Source organism: Actinomadura sp. DC4 (assembly GCF_030406325.1).
Lineage (GTDB): Bacteria > Actinomycetota > Actinomycetes > Streptosporangiales > Streptosporangiaceae > Actinoallomurus.
On sequence record NZ_JAUEQY010000006.1, the window covers coordinates 359,236 to 377,295 of the forward strand.

General features: G+C 71.3%; 13 protein-coding genes and 1 pseudogene. 8 read left to right on the top strand and 6 right to left on the bottom strand.

All coding sequences use genetic code 11. From position 1 onward, the window contains the following. Positions 1 to 31: 31 nt before the first annotated feature. The 3 genes from rny to recA form a co-directional block, all read right to left on the bottom strand. Positions 32 to 1,627 (bottom strand): ribonuclease Y, encoded by a 1,596-nt coding sequence (gene rny / locus QWU11_RS13135; protein ID WP_290105493.1) that lies wholly within the window; start codon positions 1,625 to 1,627, stop codon positions 32 to 34. Positions 1,628 to 2,241: 614 nt separating this feature from the next. Continuing rightward, positions 2,242 to 2,715, bottom strand: coding sequence for a regulatory protein RecX (locus QWU11_RS13140; protein WP_290105671.1), 474 nt, complete (start codon positions 2,713 to 2,715; stop codon positions 2,242 to 2,244). Positions 2,716 to 3,209: 494 nt separating this feature from the next. After that, positions 3,210 to 4,328, bottom strand: a complete 1,119-nt coding sequence (recA, locus tag QWU11_RS13145) for a recombinase RecA (RefSeq protein ID WP_290105494.1) — start codon at positions 4,326 to 4,328, stop codon at positions 3,210 to 3,212. A 196-nt stretch (positions 4,329 to 4,524) separates the two neighbouring features. On the opposite strand from recA, the gene QWU11_RS13150 reads away from it, so the two are divergent. The 4 genes from QWU11_RS13150 (at position 4,525) to QWU11_RS13165 (ending at position 7,418) form a co-directional block, all read left to right on the top strand. After that, positions 4,525 to 5,385 (top strand): ATP-grasp domain-containing protein, encoded by an 861-nt coding sequence (locus tag QWU11_RS13150; protein ID WP_290105495.1) that lies wholly within the window; start codon positions 4,525 to 4,527, stop codon positions 5,383 to 5,385. Between the two features lie 98 nt (positions 5,386 to 5,483). Beyond that, on the top strand, positions 5,484 to 5,801 hold the full coding sequence (locus tag QWU11_RS13155) for a hypothetical protein (protein WP_290105496.1): 318 nt from the start codon (positions 5,484 to 5,486) through the stop codon (positions 5,799 to 5,801). 4 nt (positions 5,802 to 5,805) lie between these two features. Further along, entirely contained in the window at positions 5,806 to 6,948 is a 1,143-nt protein-coding gene (locus QWU11_RS13160; RefSeq protein ID WP_290105497.1) for a glutathionylspermidine synthase family protein, read from the top strand. 26 nt (positions 6,949 to 6,974) lie between these two features. Further along, entirely contained in the window at positions 6,975 to 7,418 is a 444-nt protein-coding gene (locus QWU11_RS13165) for a DUF350 domain-containing protein (protein WP_290105498.1), read from the top strand. Here the strand turns inward: QWU11_RS13165 and QWU11_RS13170 are convergent. Both QWU11_RS13170 and QWU11_RS13175 read right to left on the bottom strand, forming a co-directional pair. After that, entirely contained in the window at positions 7,411 to 7,824 is a 414-nt protein-coding gene (locus tag QWU11_RS13170) for a rhodanese-like domain-containing protein (protein ID WP_290105499.1), read from the bottom strand. The two genes, QWU11_RS13165 and QWU11_RS13170, sit on opposite strands and share 8 nt — an antisense overlap. Continuing rightward, entirely contained in the window at positions 7,821 to 8,015 is a 195-nt protein-coding gene (locus tag QWU11_RS13175; RefSeq protein ID WP_290105500.1) for a DUF3046 domain-containing protein, read from the bottom strand. The genes QWU11_RS13170 and QWU11_RS13175 overlap by 4 nt, the downstream gene beginning before the upstream one ends. 56 nt (positions 8,016 to 8,071) lie before the next feature. Here QWU11_RS13175 and QWU11_RS13180 point away from each other — a divergent pair, with 56 nt between their 5' ends. Then, positions 8,072 to 12,547, top strand: a complete 4,476-nt coding sequence (locus QWU11_RS13180) for an ATP-dependent helicase (RefSeq protein WP_290105501.1) — start codon at positions 8,072 to 8,074, stop codon at positions 12,545 to 12,547. A gap of 762 nt (positions 12,548 to 13,309) precedes the next feature. Here the strand turns inward: QWU11_RS13180 and QWU11_RS13185 are convergent. Continuing rightward, positions 13,310 to 13,612, bottom strand: coding sequence for a hypothetical protein (locus tag QWU11_RS13185; RefSeq protein WP_290105502.1), 303 nt, complete (start codon positions 13,610 to 13,612; stop codon positions 13,310 to 13,312). Between the two features lie 456 nt (positions 13,613 to 14,068). Here QWU11_RS13185 and QWU11_RS13190 point away from each other — a divergent pair. The 3 genes and pseudogenes from QWU11_RS13190 to QWU11_RS13200 form a co-directional block, all read left to right on the top strand. Next, a pseudogene (locus tag QWU11_RS13190) lies at positions 14,069 to 14,143 on the top strand (hypothetical protein); the annotation flags it as partial. Positions 14,144 to 14,220: 77 nt separating this feature from the next. After that, positions 14,221 to 14,535, top strand: coding sequence for a MerR family DNA-binding protein (locus QWU11_RS13195; RefSeq protein ID WP_290105503.1), 315 nt, complete (start codon positions 14,221 to 14,223; stop codon positions 14,533 to 14,535). Between the two features lie 983 nt (positions 14,536 to 15,518). Beyond that, positions 15,519 to 17,987 carry a serine/threonine-protein kinase gene (locus QWU11_RS13200; protein WP_290105512.1) on the top strand — a complete coding sequence of 823 codons (2,469 nt, stop codon included), beginning with the start codon at positions 15,519 to 15,521 and terminating at the stop codon, positions 17,985 to 17,987. Positions 17,988 to 18,060 lie beyond the last annotated feature (73 nt).

An 18,060-nucleotide genomic window follows, 5' to 3' on the forward strand; every position in this document is an offset into this window, starting at 1 on the left:
CGTACCGTGCTGCCGATCCGCAGGCTGCCGGTCAGCGGGCGAACTCGGTGGCGCGCGACTCCCGTACGACGGTGATGCGGATCTGACCGGGGTAGGTCAGCTCCTCCTCCACCTGCTTGGCGATGTCGTGCGCGATGACCTGGGCCTGGATGTCGTCCACCGAGTCGGGCCGGACCATGACGCGGATCTCGCGCCCGGCCTGCATCGCGAAGACCTTCTCCACGCCCTCGCGCTCGGTGGCGATCTCCTCCAGCCGCTCCAGCCGCTTGACGTACGCCTCCAGCGACTCGCGCCGGGCGCCCGGCCGACCGCCGCTGATGGAGTCGGCGGCCTGGGTGAGGACGGCCTCGACCGTACGGACCTCGACCTCGTTGTGGTGCGCCTCGATGGCGTGGACGACGTCCTCCTCCTCTCCGTACCTGCGGGCGATCTCCGCGCCGATCAGCGCGTGGCTGCCCTCGACCTCGTGGGTCAGGGCCTTGCCGATGTCGTGCAGGAGGGTGCAACGCTTGAGGAGAACGGTCGGCAGGCGCAGCTCGGCCGCCATGATCCCGGCGATGTGGGCGGACTCGATGAGGTGCTTCAGGACGTTCTGCCCGTAACTTGTGCGATACCTCAGCTGGCCGAGGAGGGCGATCAGCTCGGGGTGCATCTCGGTTATGCCGAGCTCGACGAGAGCGTCCTCGCCGGCCCGTACGCACAGCTGCTCGACCTCGGTCTTGCTGTGCTCGTAGATCTCCTCGATGCGCTGCGGGTGGATCCGGCCGTCGAGGACGAGCTTCTCGAGCGTGAGCCGGCCGACCTCGCGGCGTACGGGGTCGAAGCAGCTCAGGAGCACCGCTTCGGGGGTGTCGTCGATGATCAGGTTGACGCCGGTGGCCGTCTCGAACGCCCGGATGTTGCGGCCCTCGCGGCCGATGATCCGGCCCTTCATCTCGTCGCTCGGCAGATGCAGCACGGACACGACGGACTCGGCGGTCTGCTCGGTCGCCACGCGCTGGATGGCCAGCGTCACGATCTTCCGGGCGCGCTTCTCGCCCTGCTCGCGGGCCTCGGTCTCGATGTCTCGTACGATCAGCGCGGCCTCGCGCTTGGCCTGGTTCTCGATGACGGCGACGAGCTCGGTCTTGGCCTGGTCGGCGGTGAGCCCGGCGGTCTGTTCGAGGACCTGCTGGCGCTCCTCGTCCACGCGCTCCAGCTCGGCCTTGCGCTCCTTCAGCGATTGCTTGACCTCGTCGAGCTTCTGGCTGCGCTCCTCGAGCCGCCGCACCTCGTCGTCCAGCCGCTGCTCACGCTCGGCGAGCCTGATCTCCCGGCGCTCCAGATCCTCACGTACCGGGCGGAGGTCGTCCTTGAGCGCCTTGACCTCCCGCTCGGCATCGGCACGTGCGTTCGTGGAGACGTCCTTGGCCTTGCCCTCGGCTTCGAGAACGATCTCCTGCGCCTGGGCCTTCGCCCGCGCTACGATCTCGTCCGCGTCCCGATGAGCGTTGGTCTCCTCTTCGCTCCGCACGGTGCTCTTGGTCGCCGCGACCACCCGGCCGAGAATCCGCCGGAGCGCGACGATCCCGAGGATGACCAGCGCGACGATGATGAGCAGTGCCGCTCCAATGACAACCAAGATCACGGCACTGACCCCTTTCCTCGACGCGTAGACCGCCGCCCAACACCAAGGCAGCGCGCGAGGGGCTACGACGCGCCACGATCCCACCGGACCGCCGACGGATGCCAGCCGGGGCACAACCATCCAGGGCTCCGGACTTCCCCGAAACCCTGCATTCCGAACCGACCGGCCTATGGGGGAGCCGGTCAGGACACCTTTCAGGTCGTCAAAGTCTGCGGTCGTATGGCAATCCGCACTGCGCGGAGTAACTCCTCACTGCCGTAACCGTAAGCGTCGGGGAGGTAATGGGCAAGGAAAGACTCCGCGTTCCGGACGATTCGTTGCATGCGGCAAGCAGATACTCATTTCACCCCTGCCGCAGGTGGGAGCCAAGCCGCCATGTGCTATGGAACGGTGTGGCCGATGTCACAGCGAACCGGTACCGGGACCGCACACGCCGACCCGCCCTGCGGCGACCGCCAAGGTGGTCGCCGCAGGGCGCATGGCTCGGGTGCCGGTCGGGGACGCGCGCGGCTCTGCGGCCCGGACCCCGCGCCACCTTGACCCCGTCCCGCGCCGGGCGGCAGAGACGGTCGGCTGTTCGCCGGGGTGGTGGCGTCGGGCCGTCGGGGTGGTCGTCAGTCGTCCACGGGGATGTCGGGGAGTTCTTCGGTGCCTTCGGCTTCAAGGGCTTCGCGGACGAGGCGGTAGGAGAGGCTGCCGGGGTAGCCCTTGCGGGCGAGTACGCCCACGATGCGGCGGGTGCGTTTGGTCGGGTCGAGGCCGCGGGTGGCGGCCATGCGTTTCGCGATGAGTTCGCGGGCGGCGGACTCCTCCTGTTCGGGGGCGAGTTCTTCTACCGCGTCCTTGACGGTCTCGTCCGCCACTCCGCGCTGGCGCAGCTCGGCGGCGAGGGCGCGGCGAGCGAGCCCGCGGCCGTTGTGCCGTGACTGCACCCACGCCCGGGCGAAGGCCTCGTCGTCGATCAGGCCGACCTCGGTGTACCGCCCCAGCACCTGCTCGGCCACCTCGTCATCCACCCCTTTACGACGCAGCGCGTCGGCGAGCTGGGCGCGTGTGCGGGGCGAGAAGCTGAGCAGACGCAGGCAGATGTCCCGTGCCGCCGCCTCCGGATCGGCCGGCGGTCCCTCCGGCTCCCGAACGCCCCCGGATTCCCGAGATCGTCGGCGGCCCTCTCCGGCCGAGCCGGTACCTCCGAATCCGCCGGCACTCCTACGCCTCGTCATCACACCTCCGAACTCCCGCCGAAACCGGCGGATCGAGATCAACGACCAGGACCAACAAGGCAGGCCACAGGCCTGAAGCAACCAGATACCCGGCTCCGCAGCGCCAAGCTCAGACGAACCGCTTCCCGGCCGGACCAAGGCCAAGGCCAAGGCAGCCCGTGAACGCGGCGATCGCACCGTACGGTGCCGTGAACGGCCGCCCGGACCGGCCGCTCGGACCGGCCGCTCGGCCGGCGGACCCGTCGGCCGGATGACTCCTGGGCGGGGGCGACGCCACCGGGGAAGGTTCCCGCGCCGGTCTCGGTCCGGCGCGGGATGCGGCGCCGCCGCCCGCCAGGAGGGCTCGATGAGGAAAGAGGTCAGACGTCGCCCGGCTTCGGGGTCTTGGCTCCGCGCTTGGCCGACGTCGACTTGCCCGATGCCGCTGCCGCGGCCACCGGCTCGGCCGGCGGGGCGGCCGGGGACGTCGGGTCGGCGTCGAGCTTCGGGCCCACCCCGAGCTTTTCCTTGATCTTCTTTTCCAGCTCGTTGGCCATGTCCGGGTTTTCCTTGAGGAACGTGCGGGCGTTCTCCTTGCCCTGCCCGAGCTGGTCGTTCTCGTAGGTGTACCAGGCGCCGGACTTGCGGACGAAGCCGTGCTCGACGCCCATGTCGATGAGGCCGCCCTCGCGGCTGATGCCCACGCCGTACAGGATGTCGAAGTCGGCGACCTTGAACGGCGGCGCCATCTTGTTCTTCACGACCTTGACGCGGGTGCGGTTGCCGACCGCGTCCGTGCCGTCCTTCATCGTCTCGATGCGGCGGATGTCGAGGCGGACCGAGGCGTAGAACTTCAGCGCCTTGCCGCCCGTGGTCGTCTCGGGCGAGCCGAACATGACGCCGACCTTTTCCCGCAGCTGGTTGATGAAGATCGCGGTGGTCTTGGTCTGGTTGATGGCGCCGGTGAGCTTACGGAGGGCCTGCGACATGAGGCGCGCCTGGAGGCCGACATGGCTGTCGCCCATCTCGCCCTCGATCTCCGCACGGGGCACGAGGGCCGCGACGGAGTCGATGACCACGACGTCGATCGCGCCGGAGCGGATCAGCATGTCGGTGATCTCCAGTGCCTGCTCCCCCGTGTCCGGCTGGGAGACGAGGAGCGCGTCGACGTCGACGCCGATCTTCTTCGCGTACTCCGGGTCGAGCGCGTGCTCGGCGTCGACGAACGCCGCGATGCCGCCGTTCTTCTGCGCGCTCGCGACCGCGTGGAGCGCGAGGGAGGTCTTACCGGAGGACTCCGGTCCGTAGATCTCGACGACTCGGCCGCGCGGGAGACCGCCGATGCCGAGGGCCACGTCGAGGGCGATCGAACCGGTCGGGATCACCTCGACCGGGGGGCGCCCCTCCTGGCCCAGCCGCATGACGGAACCCTTGCCGAACTGCCGCTCGATCTGGGCGAGCGCCGCCTCGAGGGCCTTCTCGCGATCGTTTGCTGCCATGTGAGGTGTCCCTGTGAAATCGGTGACTGTTGCTATCGGGTGCGACGTTACGGGGCTGCACTGACAGTTTTCGAGAGCCCGGGCCACCGTTGTGGATTACGCCGCTCGTTGCGTCCAACTCTAGCCGAACACGTGTTCGATCATGCTAAGACACTCCGAAACCTCGAGCGACTTGGCTTACGCTGAGCGCAGGATCATGCCGGTGACCATTCTCATGTGCGCCGACCCGCTCAGTCCCCGGCGGGTCGATGAGCACTTCACGCGGGAGGCCGAGGCCGTACGCGCGCTCGGCGGCTCCATCGCGCTCGTCGACCATGATGCCCTCCAGCGCGGTGAGGCCGCCATGGCCGTCCACCGCGTGCCCCGCGACCTCGGCACGGTCTGGTACCGCGGCTGGATGCTCACGGCCGCGGAGTACGCCGCGCTGACCTCCGCGCTCGACGCCCGGCGGGTAACGATGGCCGTGCCGCCGGACGGCTACCAGAAGGCCCACGAGCTGCCGGGCTGGTACGAGACGTTCGCCGGCGTCACTCCCGCGAGCGTGTGGCTGCCGCTCATCCCCGGCACGCCCCCGAGCGAGAAGCGGCTGACCCAGCTCGTACGCCCCCTGCCCAAGGGGCCGGTCATCGTGAAGGACTACGTCAAGTCGCGCAAGCACGAGTGGGACGAGGCGTGCTTCGTGCCGGACGTCACCGACACCGAGCGCCTGCACGCCGTCGTCTCGCGCTTCGTCGAGCTGCAGGGCGACTCCCTGACCGGCGGAATCGTCATCCGCGAGTACGAGACGTACGAGGGCGGCGAGGCGCGCGTGTGGTGGGTCGACGGCGAGCCCGTGCTGGTCGGGCCCCATCCGGACACCCCCGACCGGCACCCGCGCCCGCGTACCGAGCCCACCGCGCCCTGCGTGCGCGCGCTGGGCTGCCGGTTCATCACGACCGACCTCGCGCGCCGCGCCGACGGGACCTGGCGCGTGGTCGAGATCGGCGACGGACAGGTGAGCGACCTCCCCGCCGGCGCCGAGCCCGCCGACCTCTACCTGAGTTTCCCCATACGATAGGGCTGCTGACCTGATCGTTTACCCTCTACACTGACCGGGCATCTACCCCGGAATCGGAGGGCGTCGGGACAATGCACCCCCAGAAGGCCAGACGCCGAATGCGTTCCAGCGCCGTACAGCTCAGCGCGATGAGCGTGTTGTCACTGAGCCTCGTTTCCTGCTCCTCGAGCACCAGCGCGTCCTGCGTGGACGGCCAGGCCCCACGCTCCGGTTCGTACCGCGTCGTACCCGACTACTACTGCGACAACGGCGGTTCGTACGGCCGTTATTACTGGTACTACGGCGGCCGCACTCACGGCGGGTACATCTCGCGGGGCAGCACGATCCGCCCGCGAGGCAGCAAGATCACCTCCAGAGGTGGCCGGGTGATCTCCCGCGGCGGTTTCGGCGGTCACTCCGGCTCGCACGGGGGCTGAGCGCGTGCGCCGGGAGTTCTCCGACCCTCGGGGGGACTGGCCCCAGATCATCGAGTCCCAGGGCCTCGCGTACCACCGCACCTCCCACCCCGAGCACCTGACCCGCCCGTACTGGGACGAGTCGGTGCACTACGTCTTCAGCATGGACGAGGTCCTCGCGCTGGAGACGGTCGTCGAGGAACTCCATCGGATGTGCCTGTCCGCGGTCGAGCACGTCGTGACGACCGGCCGGTACGACGTGTTCGGCATCCCGCCCTGGGTGCGCCCGCTGATCGAGGCGTCCTGGCGGCGGCGCGACCCGCACCTGTACGGGCGGTTCGACCTCTGGTACGACGGCGAGGGCCCGGCCAAACTGCTGGAGTACAACGCCGACACCCCGACCGCCCTGGTCGAGAGCTCCATCGTGCAGTGGTACTGGCTGCAGGACGTCTATCCCGATGACGACCAGTGGAACTCCGTGCACGAGCGGCTCGTGGACCGCTGGAAGGAGATCTCCCCGCCCGGCCCGGTGCACTTCGCCTGGACCACCGAGGACGAGAGCGGCGAAGAGCTGATGACCGTCGCGTACCTCCAGGAGACCGCCGAGCAGGCCGGCTTCCGCGGCACCGCGATCGCGATGGAGGACGTCGGCTGGCACGCGCGGGACGAACGGTTCGTCGACCTGGACGAGGCGGAGATCCGCACGCTCTGCAAGCTCTACCCGTGGGAGTGGCTCGTCGCCGAGCCGTTCGGCCGGTACGTCTCGCGCGCGTCCTGGATCGAGCCGATCTGGAAGATGCTGCTGTCGAACAAGGCGCTCCTCGTCGTGCTGTGGGAGCTGTACCCGAACCACCCCAACCTGCTGCCGACCTTCTTGGGCACGCCGGCCTCGCTGACGTCGTACGTGAGCAAGCCGCTGCTCGGCCGCGAGGGGGCGAGCATGAGCATCGTGACGCCCGACGGCGTGCAGACCAGGACGTCCGGTGAGTACGGGGCCGAGGGGTTCGTCTTCCAGGAGTTCTGCCCGCTGCCGGACTTCGACGGCGAGCACCCCGTCCTCGGCGCCTGGGTCGTCGGCGACGAGTCGGCGGGGCTGGGCATCCGTGAGACCACCGGTCTCATCACCGATGACACCTCATCCTTCGTACCCCATCGCATCGACGACTGAGTCATCACAGGGAGACCGATATGTACATGGCGTTCTCGCAAGGCTTCGGCACGGCTCTGGGCAAGGGCGCCGGCGCGATCGCCGCGTACACGGCCCTGGGCCTGGTCCTGCTGATCATCGGTTTCTTCGCGGTCGACCTGGCCACGCCGGGCCGGCTCACGGCGATCATCCGGACGAACCGCAACGGCAACGCGACGCTGCTGGCCGTCTGCGGCATGGTCGGGGTGGGCCTCGTGGTGGCCTCCTCGATCTTCGCCTCCGGCGGGAAGCTCCTCGAAGGGCTCATCGCGACACTCGTGTGGGGCCTGGTCGGCATCGTGGCCCAGCAGATCGCCACGATGATCGTCCGCTACCTGCTGAGCATCGACGTGGCCGGGCTGATGGCCAAGGAGAAGCTCGAGCCCTCGGCGATCCTGCTGGGCGCGACGCAGGTCACGGTCGGCCTGATCACCGCCGTCGCCGTCATCTGAGGTCGTACGGGGCGAGCCGCGGGCGTACGCCGCCGGGCGTCACGGGAAGGCCCGCCGCCCGCCACTCCTGGAAGCCGCCCACGACGTCCGTGGCGTTGACCAGCCCGATCGCCCGCAGCGACGCGGCGGCCAGCGACGAGGAGTAGCCCTCGTCGCAGATCACGATCCAGTGGACCCGCTCGTGCGCGGCCTCGGGGACACGGGAGCCGCTGCGGGGGTCGAGCCGCCATTCGAGGTGGTTGCGCTCGACGACGATGGCGCCGGGGATGTCGCCGTCGGCGCGCCGCTGGTATTCGGGCCGCGTGTCCACCAGGAACCCTCCGGCGCGTACGGCCTCGGCGGCGTCGTGGGGCTTGAGCCGCAAGAGGCCGGACCGCGCCCCGGCCAGCAGCCGGTCGACGCTCACCGCAGTTTCTGGGGAACGTCGAAGGTGGCGCAGACCGCCTGCCAGACGGTCTTGGCGGCGGCGCCCTCGGCGAGCGCCTGGTCGATGGTACGGCCGCCGAGCTCGGCCAGGACGTAGTCCTTGGCCACACTCTCGGCGTAACCCTCGCCGAACTGCTCGTTCATCCGAGCCCAGAACACGGTCAGTCGCACCCCCCAACGCTACCGGCCCACGGGTTCTGTCAGTGCCGCGAGGCATGATGGTCGGCATGAGGCCGCTGGACCGTTTCTCCGACGCCGCCCGGGCGTGGTTCGCCGGGGCGTTCGCCGCGCCCACGGCGGCGCAGGAGGGCGCGTGGGAGGCCATCGCCCAGGGCGACAACACCCTGGTCGTGGCCCCGACCGGTTCGGGCAAGACCCTGGCCGCGTTCTTCTGGTCGCTGGACCGGCTCGCCACCGCTCCCCCGCCCGAAGATCCCAAACGGCGCTGCCGGGTCCTCTACGTCTCCCCGCTGAAGGCCCTGGCCGTCGACATCGAGCGCAACCTGCGCGCCCCGCTGACCGGTCTGCGGCAGACCTCGCAGCGCCTCGGCCTGCCCGAGCCCGACGTGGGCGTGGCCGTACGCTCCGGCGACACGCCCGCCGACGAGCGCCGCCGGTTCGCCGCACACCCGTCCGACATCCTGATCACGACGCCCGAGTCGCTGTTCCTGATGCTGACCTCGCAGGCGCGCGACGCGCTGCGCGGCGTCGAGACCGTGATCATCGACGAGGTGCACGCGGTCGCGGCGACCAAGCGCGGCGCGCATCTCGCGCTGTCCCTGGAGCGGCTCGACGCCCTCTTGGAGCGGCCGGCCCAGCGCATCGGGCTCTCGGCGACCGTACGGCCGGTGACGGAGGTCGCGACGTTCCTCGGCGGCACCCGTCCGGCGACGGTGGTCCAGCCGCCGCACCAGAAGGAGGTCGACCTTGAGATCGTCGTCCCGCTGGAGGACATGACCGAGCTCGGCCGGCCGACCGACGACCTGTCCGGGGCGGCCGCCGGAGAGCCCAACCGGGCCTCGATCTGGCCGCACGTCGAGGCGCGGGTCCTCGACCTGGTCGAGGCGCACCGTTCCACGATCGTCTTCGCCAACTCGCGGCGCCTGGCCGAGCGGCTGAGCGGCCGGCTCAACGAGCTGTCCCGCGAGCGTGCCGAGGAGGAGCTTCCCGAGGACCACGCGCCCGCCGAGACGATGGCCCAGGCCGGGGCCTCGCGCGGGGCGCCCGCCGACGTCGTACGCGCGCATCACGGGTCCGTCTCCAAGGAGGAGCGGGCCGCGATCGAGGAGTCGCTCAAGGCCGGGCGGCTGCCCGGCGTGGTCGCCACCTCCAGCCTGGAGCTCGGCATCGACATGGGCGCGGTCGACCTCGTCGTCCAGGTCGAGTCGCCGCCGTCCGTCGCGGGCGGCCTGCAGCGCATCGGCCGCGCCGGGCACCAGGTCGGCGCGGTCTCCAAGGGCGTCATCTTCCCCAAATACCGGGGAGACCTGGTGCAGACCGCGATCGTGGCCGAGCGCATGCGCGACGGCGAGATCGAGGAGCTGCGTTACCCGCGCAACCCGCTCGACGTGCTCGCCCAGCAGGTCATCGCGATGGTCGCCATGGACGAGTGGCCGGTCGACGAGCTGGAGACGCTCGTACGCCGGGCGGCGCCGTTCGCGACGCTGCCGCGCTCGGTGCTGGAGGCCACGCTCGACATGCTCGCCGGTCGCTATCCGAGCGACGAGTTCGGCGAGCTGCGCCCACGGCTGGTGTGGGATCGCGTCGCCGGGATCCTGCGGGGGCGCCCCGGGGCGCAGCGGCTCGCCGTGACCAGCGGCGGCACCATCCCCGATCGCGGCCTGTTCGGCGTCTTCCTCGTGGGCGAGAAGTCCTCGCGGGTCGGCGAGCTGGACGAGGAGATGGTGTACGAGTCGCGGGTCGGCGACGTGTTCGTGCTCGGCGCGAGCTCGTGGCGCATCGAGGACATCACGCCCGACCGGGTGCTGGTCTCCCCGGCGCCGGGCCGGCCGGGCAAGCTGCCGTTCTGGCACGGCGACGCGCCCGGGCGGCCGGCCGAGCTGGGCCGTGCCCTCGGCGCGTTCAGCCGCGAGCTGTCCGCGCTGCCGCCGGAGGAGGCGCGCACGCGTGTACGGGCCGCGGGGCTGGACGAGTGGGCGGCGGGCAACCTGCTCGCCTACCTCACCGAGCAGCGTGAGGCGACGGGTTACGTGCCCGACGACCGCACGCTGGTGGTCGAGCGGTTCCGCGACGAGCTGGGCGACTGGCGGATCGTCGTGCACTCCCCGTACGGGGCGCTCGTGCACGCGCCGTGGGCGCTGGCGATGACCGCCCGGTTGCGCGAGCGCTATGGCGTCGACGCGCAGGCCGCCCACTCCGACGACGGCATCGTCCTGCGCGTTCCCGACACCGGCGAGTCCGACGTGGCTCCGCCGGCGAGCGATCTGGCGCTGTTCGACCCCGAGGAGATCGCCCAAATCGTCACCGACGAGCTGGGCGGGTCGGCGCTGTTCGCCTCACGGTTCCGCGAGTGCGCGGCGCGCGCGCTGCTGCTGCCACGCGCCCGTCCGGGCAAGCGCATGCCGCTGTGGCAGCAGCGTCAGCGGGCCGCGCAGCTGCTGGCGGTGGCCGGCAAATATCCCTCGTTCCCGATCGTGCTGGAGACCGTGCGCGAGTGCCTGCAGGACGTCTTCGACGTGCCCGGGCTGGTCACGCTGATGCGCGACCTGGCGGGCCGCAAGGCGCGGCTGGTCGAGGTCGAGACGCCGGTGCCCTCGCCGTACGCCCGGTCGCTGCTGTTCAGCTACGTCGGCGCGTTCATGTACGAGGGCGACGCGCCGCTCGCCGAGCGGCGGGCGCAGGCGCTCGCGCTCGACTCCACGCTGCTCGCCGAGCTGCTCGGCCAGGCCGACCTCCGCGAGCTCCTCGATCCCGAGGTGGTCGCCGAGGCCTCACGCGAGCTGCAGCGGCTGCCCGCCGACCGGCACGCCCGCTCTGTCGAAGGAGCGGCGGACCTGCTGCGCGAGCTGGGTCCGCTGACGACGCCCGAGCTGACCGCGCGGGGCGCGACGGCCCGCTGGCTGGCCGAGCTGGAGGAGACGCACCGGGCCATCCGGGTGCGCGTCTCCGGTGAGGAGCGCTGGGCGGCGATCGAGGACGCCGGGCGGCTCCGCGACGCGCTCGGCGTGCCGTTGCCGGTCGGCGTGCCGGAGGCGTTCCTTGAGCTGGTCGCCGATCCGCTCGCCGACCTGCTGAGCCGTCACGCCCGCACGCACGGGCCGTTCCACGCTTCGGACGTCGCCGCGCGGTTCGGCCTCGGGGTGGCGGTGGTGAACGAGGGCCTGCGCCGGCTCGCGGCGGAGGGCCGGATGTCGGAGGGCGAGTTCACGCCGGGCGAGCGGGGCACGGAGTGGTGCGACGCCGGGGTGCTGCGGATGCTGCGCCGCCGGTCGCTGGCCCGCTTGCGCGCCGAGGTGGAGCCGGCCTCCCGCGATGCCCTGGCGCGCTTCCTGCCGGCCTGGCACGGGATCGGCTCGACCCGGCTACGCGGTCTCGACGCGCTGGTCCAGGCGATCGAGCAGTTGCAGGGCGCCGCCGTGCCGGCGTCGGCGCTGGAGTCACTGGTGCTGCCCGTGCGGGTGCCCGGCTACTCCCCCACGATGCTGGACGAACTGACCGCCTCTGGTGAGGTCGTGTGGGCGGGCCAGGGCGGCCTGCCGGGCGGCGACGGGTGGGTGTCGTTGTACCTCGCCGACACCGCTCCCCTGCTCATGCCCGAGCCGGCGGACATCACCCTGACCCCGCTGCACGAACAGATCCTGGCGGCGCTGGGCGACGGCGGCGCGGTGTTCTTCCGCACGCTGTCCGACCGGGTGGGCTCGCTGAACGACCAGGAACTGGTCACGGCACTGTGGGACCTGGTCTGGGCCGGCCGGCTCACCAACGACACGCTCGCCCCGCTGCGTTCCAAGCTCGGCTCCAGCCGCACCACCCATCGCCCGCGCACCCACCGCCGCCGTCCGGTCATGCCGTCCCGCACGGGCCCCCCGACGGTCGCGGGCCGCTGGTGGCTCCTGCCCGCGCGGGATTCGGACACCACCCGCCGAAGCCACGCGCTGGCGGAGACACTGCTCGACCGCCACGGCGTGGTGATCCGCGGCGCCGTCATGGCCGAACGCACCCCGGGCGGCTTCGCCGGGGTGTATCCGGTGCTGCGAGCCTTCGAGGAGACCGGCCGATGCCGACGGGGCTATTTCGTGGAGGGCCTGGGCGCGGCCCAGTTCGCCCTACCGGGCGCCGTGGACCGCCTGCGCGCGACGGAACGCACTGATGCCGGACGGGCCCTGGTGCTCGCGGCCACGGACCCGGCCAACCCGTATGGCGCGGCCCTCCCCTGGCCCGAACGCCCTGGAGAGGCGGCCAGCGGTCATAAGCCGGGCCGAAAGGCGGGCGCGCTCGTGGTGCTGGTGGAGGGCGAGCTGGTGGTGTACGTGGAACGCGGCGGGAAGACGTTGCTGTCGTGGGGAGAGACGGACCTCCAGCCGGCTGTGGACGCGCTGGCACTCGCGGTCCGGGAGGGCGCACTGGGCCGCCTCACGGTCGAACGAGCAGACGGCGGCGCGATCGTCGACTCGCCCATGGCGGCGGCCCTGGAGGCGGCAGGCTTCCACCCAACCCCCCGCGGCCTGCGGCTGCGATCGTAGATGGGTTGAGCGGACGGATCGCAGACGCTGTCGACGTCCGCCCGCGGGCCGCCGGACGCCCTCCTTGCGAGCTGAGGTGAACGGACAACGGTGCCACCATCGACGCACCGGCTCCATCGCAAAGTCCCGCACCGCACAGACCACCACGGCCCGTCGCCGCGGCCGGTCGCCCGGTCATAGCCGTCCAGCCACGGGCCCCCGCTGGCGCCGGTGGTGGGCCGGCACGCCCTCGCCGATCGGGTCGATGGACGACCGTGCCGTTCGACGCCCCAGCCGGCCCGGCCGACGAACACCGGTGCGACCATCGACACACCGGCTCACCACAGGCCCGCTGACCTGCGGACTCCGTGTGGACTGCGGTTGCGTTCCGAGGGGACCGAGCGGACGGATAGCGGTACCACTGCCGCCGCTCCGGCTCCCGCACAAGCTTCGACCCGGCTCCGAACGACCTACGCCCGCACGCGCGGCGAGCGGACTGAAAGCACACCACCGGCCCTCACAAGCCGCCAGACGGCTGGTGCCGATCGGCTGCGAAAGCTCCCGGCCTGGTGGAATCCGGTCCCCCGGTACAGGCTTACCGTCGAGTCACCAACGCCGCTGGAGGTGTTCGATGACCGAACCGACCTGGGTGCCCAGGGCGTGCACCCTGCCTTCCAGGGAACGCCCGCTACGCGTGGCAGAGTTCGACGCGTTGTTCACCAGAGCGTTGCGCTCCTGGCAACGACCTGGCGCGCGGCGCCTGCGACTGTCCCTTGACCCGGGTCACGAGGCCGAACTCCGCGACCTGACCACGCGCGAGACGACCTGCTGCTCGTTCTTCACGTTCACCATCGGTACGGAGAAGGACCTTCTGACCCTGGAAATCTCCGTCCCGACAGCGCACAAGCCGGTGCTGGACGCGCTCGCCACCAGACTCACGGACGGAACGAGCCCACGACGGGTGACCGGCAGGCCCTCGGCCGCGTCCTCCAGCGCGCCGGTCACGTCGGTGCCGTCGCGCGGCGTGACGTAGTCGACCTCGGCCATGCCGTTGCGGACCAGGCCCTGGACGGCGGCGGTCAGCACCGGCGCCGAGCGCCCGCGCGGAGCGGAATCGGCCGAACCGGAGCGCGGGGACAGCCCGCCGCCAACGACTGCCGTCGCACTCTCCGACGTCAACTCCGGTACGCATGGCGCAGGCCGGGACGTATGACGGCAACGGCCGGGCGGCACCGAGACTTCCCGCACGCCGCCGGCTCTCCCGTCCGGAAACAACGCCACCCATCCCGGAGCGCATCACGCAGGTTGGGACCCTACGACCGGAACGGCCGCGGCTTCCTGCACGCCGCGGGCCCCCCTTCGGACACGACGACGCCCTCTTCGACGTACAACCGAGACGACCTCGCATCACCGGGCAGGGTGCTTCTGGAACGTCCTCCAGCCTCCCCTCTCGCGACGGTGAAGCGGCGCGTGACGGTTGGCTGATCTCGGACGCCGCCCGCGTGCTGTGTCGATCCAACCCTTCTCTGAAATGGGGCAATAGTGGCAGAACGGACTCTGCGTACCGAAGAGGTTGCCAGGTTGGCTGGGGTTAACGTCCAGACCCTGCGATACTACGAGCGGCAGAAATTGTTGCCTCGGCCGGAGCGGAGTTCCGAGGGCATCGGGCGTACCCGCAGGACGCGGTCACGCTCGTGCGGACGATCAAGGGGGCTCAGCGGCTCGGGTTCAGTCTTGGAGAGATCAGGGCCCTGCTCGCCGCGGGTCACCGGCGCGCGGGGTTGCGCTCCCAGGCCGTCGCCAAAATGGCCGAGGTGGACGCGGAGATCGTGGGTCTCGCCGCCGTTCGTACCGCGCTCGCGGCCGTCGTGGCCGCCGGATGCGATGATCTGGCGAACTGCACCTCCGCGGACTGTCCGGCCGGGCCCGGCTCGCCGCTGATGGTCAGCCGACCGGGCCCGAACTTCTCCGCGGCGCGCTCGCCCAGTCGGCGTACCGCGTCCTCGTAGTTACCCCGGGAGGGGAAACGATCGGCGCGCCGCGGTCCTCGTAGTCGCCCGGGTAGGGCCCCCGCGACCGGCTCTCCGCCGCCTCCGGACTGTCAGTGGTCCTGGTTACGGTGAGGTTGTCAGCATCTTCACCCAGGTCAAGGTGTACTCAAGGGTCCTCACATCGGTTCCGCGACCGCGAGTCCGTCAATCGACCCCAAGAGGGGCGACTTACCCTCACCGTCGGGTCCAGCGACACGTCCCACGCCGCCCCAGTGCGGTGGCCCTCCTCCAGATGGCAAAGCCCGGCACGGCCGTACGGCGCCATGGAGGGTGGACAGATGATCCTCGCCCGAAGGACACGTAAGGCGCGCCGCAGCAGTTGGTGTCCCCTGTGCCGTGCTCCGGTACTCATCGGCCAGTACATCGCCCGCCTCGGTCTCACCTGGGTCCACACCAAATGCGCGGTGGCGCGCATGTAGACCGCCCGCGTCCTGGAGGACGCTGCTTTGGTACGGCCGCGCGTACGGGCCTGGGACACGGCCGCCCGCCACGCAGTCGAATCCGGTGCAGCAGACGGGGAGCTCCCCTCCGATACCGCCGGGCGAGCGTGCCCGGGACAGGGCACGCCTACCGCACGGTCGGCATCGGAGCAGTGGGCAGGAGCCTCCCTTCCGGCACGACCGCGCGAGCGGGCCCGAGACAGGGCACGCCCTCAGCACGGCCGAGTCCGGCATCGCGGACGGAGTCCCCCTCCGGCACGGCTGCGTGAGCGGGTCCGAGACGGGCACGCTCGTCGTGTGGTCGAGTTCGGCGTAGCCCGTGAGGTCTTCCCTTGGACCGCTGCTCCGCCTATGGGCGCGGCAGTGGTTCGCCCGCCGTGCCGAGTCGCAGCATGGGTCGTCCTGGGCCTGACATGCGTGGCGTGCCTCGTCGAAGGTGGCGGATTCCTCCTGCGTTGATAGGTTCTGCGGCGTCCGCTGTCATGTGATCGGGAGGCCGCCGTGGTGAACGTCCAGCCGCTCAGTGACGGGGATCCCCGTCGGCTGGGGGACTACGACGTGACCGGACGGCTGGGCGAGGGCGGGCAGGGCGTCGTCTATCTGGGCAGCGGTTCTGGCGGCTCGGCCGCCATCAAACTGCTGCACGCCCAGCTGATCGAGGACGAGCCGGCCCGCGCACGCTTCGTACGGGAGGTGGAGGTCACCAAGCGGGTCGCGCGGTTCTGCACCGCCCAGGTGCTCTCCGCCGGGACAGCTCAGGGGCGGCCGTACATCGTCAGTGAGTACGTCCCGGGGCCTTCGCTGCACCAGCAGCTCCGTGAGGAGGGACCGCGGCACGGCTCGGCGTTGGACCGCCTGGCGATCAATACCGCGACGGCGCTGGCAGCGATCCACCAGGCGGGCGTCGTGCACCGCGACTTCAAGCCCGGCAACGTGCTGATGGGGCCGGACGGCCCGGTGGTGATCGACTTCGGCATCGCCCGGGCCCTCGACACGACCGGGGCCATGGCGAGCGCGGTGAGCCAGGTGGTCGGGACGCCGGCGTTCATGGCGCCCGAGCAGCTTTCGGAGGGCCCGATCGGGCCCCCGACGGACATGTTCGCGTGGGCCGTGACCATGGTCTTCGCCGCCAGCGGCGTGCCGGCCTTCGGCCACCGCTCCATCCAGCAGGTGATCAACCGGATCCTGCACGAGGAGCCCGACCTCGGCGCCCTGGACGGCCGCCTGCGCCCGGTGGTCGCCGCATGCCTGAACAAGGACCCGTCTCGCCGGCCGACGGCACGCAGCCTGATGGACGAGCTGATGGGCCACCACGAGGCGGCCATCTCACCCGCCGCTCACCCCCCGAGCGCACCGGCTGCTCCGGCCGGTCCGGCCGCCGGTGCCTCCTCAGCATGGCCCGGCAGGTCCGGCAGGTCCGGCTTGGCCGCCGCAGCTGCGGCAGCAAGGCCGGCGGACACTGACGGCGCGCCGGACGCGAGCAGGTCCGACGATCCGTCTTCGTCGGCGGAGAGCGCAAGCCCAGTCGGCATGCCGGGCTCGGACGGCTGGGGGGCCGCGGCCGGTTCGAACAGCGCGGCGGGCGTGAGCCGACCCGATGGTTCATATCTCAGCGACGCGCCGCAAGGCGGAGAAGGGGGTCGGCCCGATTCGGCCGGCGACCGACGACAACGCGGCGAGGCGCCGTCCCGGCGTCGCGCAGCCGGACGGCGGGACCTCGAGACAGGCTCTGGTGAGCGGGACGTCACCGCCACGGGCGCGTCCTCGCTCCCGGGCCGATCGCCTTCTGGCGAGGCCGGTTTTGGGACGGGCGGGAGCCCACCCGGCGGTTCGCTGCTCAGCGACGTACCCGGTCCGTACGGGGCGGGGAACTCGGCTGGTGCGGCGGCGCACCCGTCTGCGGGGTATCCGGCGGGCTGGGGCGCGGGATCGGGCGCTCGTGCAGGAGCCGGTACGGCGGAGGCGGCGACGGCGCACATTCCGGCGGGTATGGCGGCCGGTGGGTGGGGGGCGCCGGGTTCCCCGGATACTGCGACTACCCATCCGCCTGCCGGCAGGGCATCGGTGAATTCGGCCGGCGGAGCGGGGCGCTCCGACGCGTCGGGCTCCAATACACGGGAGACCGCGACCACACGGCTGCCACTGGACGGCTCGGCATCCGCCCACCCACCTGCCGGCACGGCATCGGCGAACTCGCCCAGCGGAGCGGGACGCTCCGACGCAACGGGCTCCGGTACGCGGGAGGCCGCGACCATGCGGCTGCCTCTGGACGGCTCGGCCTCGTTCGCCGGGTTGCCGGACTCGGCTGCGTCTGGGGAGGCGGGCACCAGGCGTATGCCCGTATCAGGCCCGCCCTCCTTCGGTGGATATCCAGGCTCGCCGGCCCCTGGGCCGATGGCCGGACCGCCGGCGCGGCGAAAGGGTCGTGCGGTGTTGATCGTCGCGGTCGTGGCCGCCGTACTCGTTGCCCTGGTCGCGGGAATCTCCGTGCTCGCCGCGTCGAAGGATGACGGAAAGGGCGGAAAGGGCGGAACGGCAGCCGCCCCACCGCCTTCGCCAAAGCGTGCGCACCATCCGGTCGAGCACCGCACGCCGTCGGCGTCGCACCACCCGGCAGCGTCGATGCCGGTCAAGACCAACCCGTACACGCCGCAGCGCCTCTGCGGCGGCGGCTACCGCGTCGTCGACCGGCACGGCTTGGGTGGGGCCAGGGTCTACCTGCTCTACAACAGCAAGGCGGGCGCCAACTGCGTTGTCACGATGGTCCCCAGGTCGAGCGGAAAGGTTCCCCTGAGCACGTCCCTCGCGGTCAAAGGCGGCGGCCGGGGGAGCCGCTCCGGCGCATATCCGTTCTACGCGGGCCCGATACGCCTCCCCGCGAGGGGCAAGTGCGTGATGTGGGGCGGCTCATCGAGAACAGCCAGGTGGACGAGCGGCTGGAGCCACTGTGCAAGTGACCGTACGGCCTGAGTTCTCGGCCCGGTCAACGAGCAGGCCACGGACCTGAGCCCCGGGGCAAAGACCTCGTCCCGAACGTGGTGGT

Excerpts from the sequence above, each read along its gene's own strand:
- recA (WP_290105494.1), bottom strand. The coding sequence starts at position 4,328 with ATGGCAGCAAACGATCGCGAGAAGGCCCTCGAGGCGGCGCTCGCCCAG.
- QWU11_RS13180 (WP_290105501.1), top strand. The coding sequence starts at position 8,072 with ATGAGGCCGCTGGACCGTTTCTCCGACGCCGCCCGGGCGTGGTTCGCC.
- QWU11_RS13165 (WP_290105498.1), top strand. The coding sequence starts at position 6,975 with ATGGCGTTCTCGCAAGGCTTCGGCACGGCTCTGGGCAAGGGCGCCGGC.
- QWU11_RS13155 (WP_290105496.1), top strand. The coding sequence starts at position 5,484 with ATGCGTTCCAGCGCCGTACAGCTCAGCGCGATGAGCGTGTTGTCACTG.
- QWU11_RS13150 (WP_290105495.1), top strand. The coding sequence starts at position 4,525 with ATGCCGGTGACCATTCTCATGTGCGCCGACCCGCTCAGTCCCCGGCGG.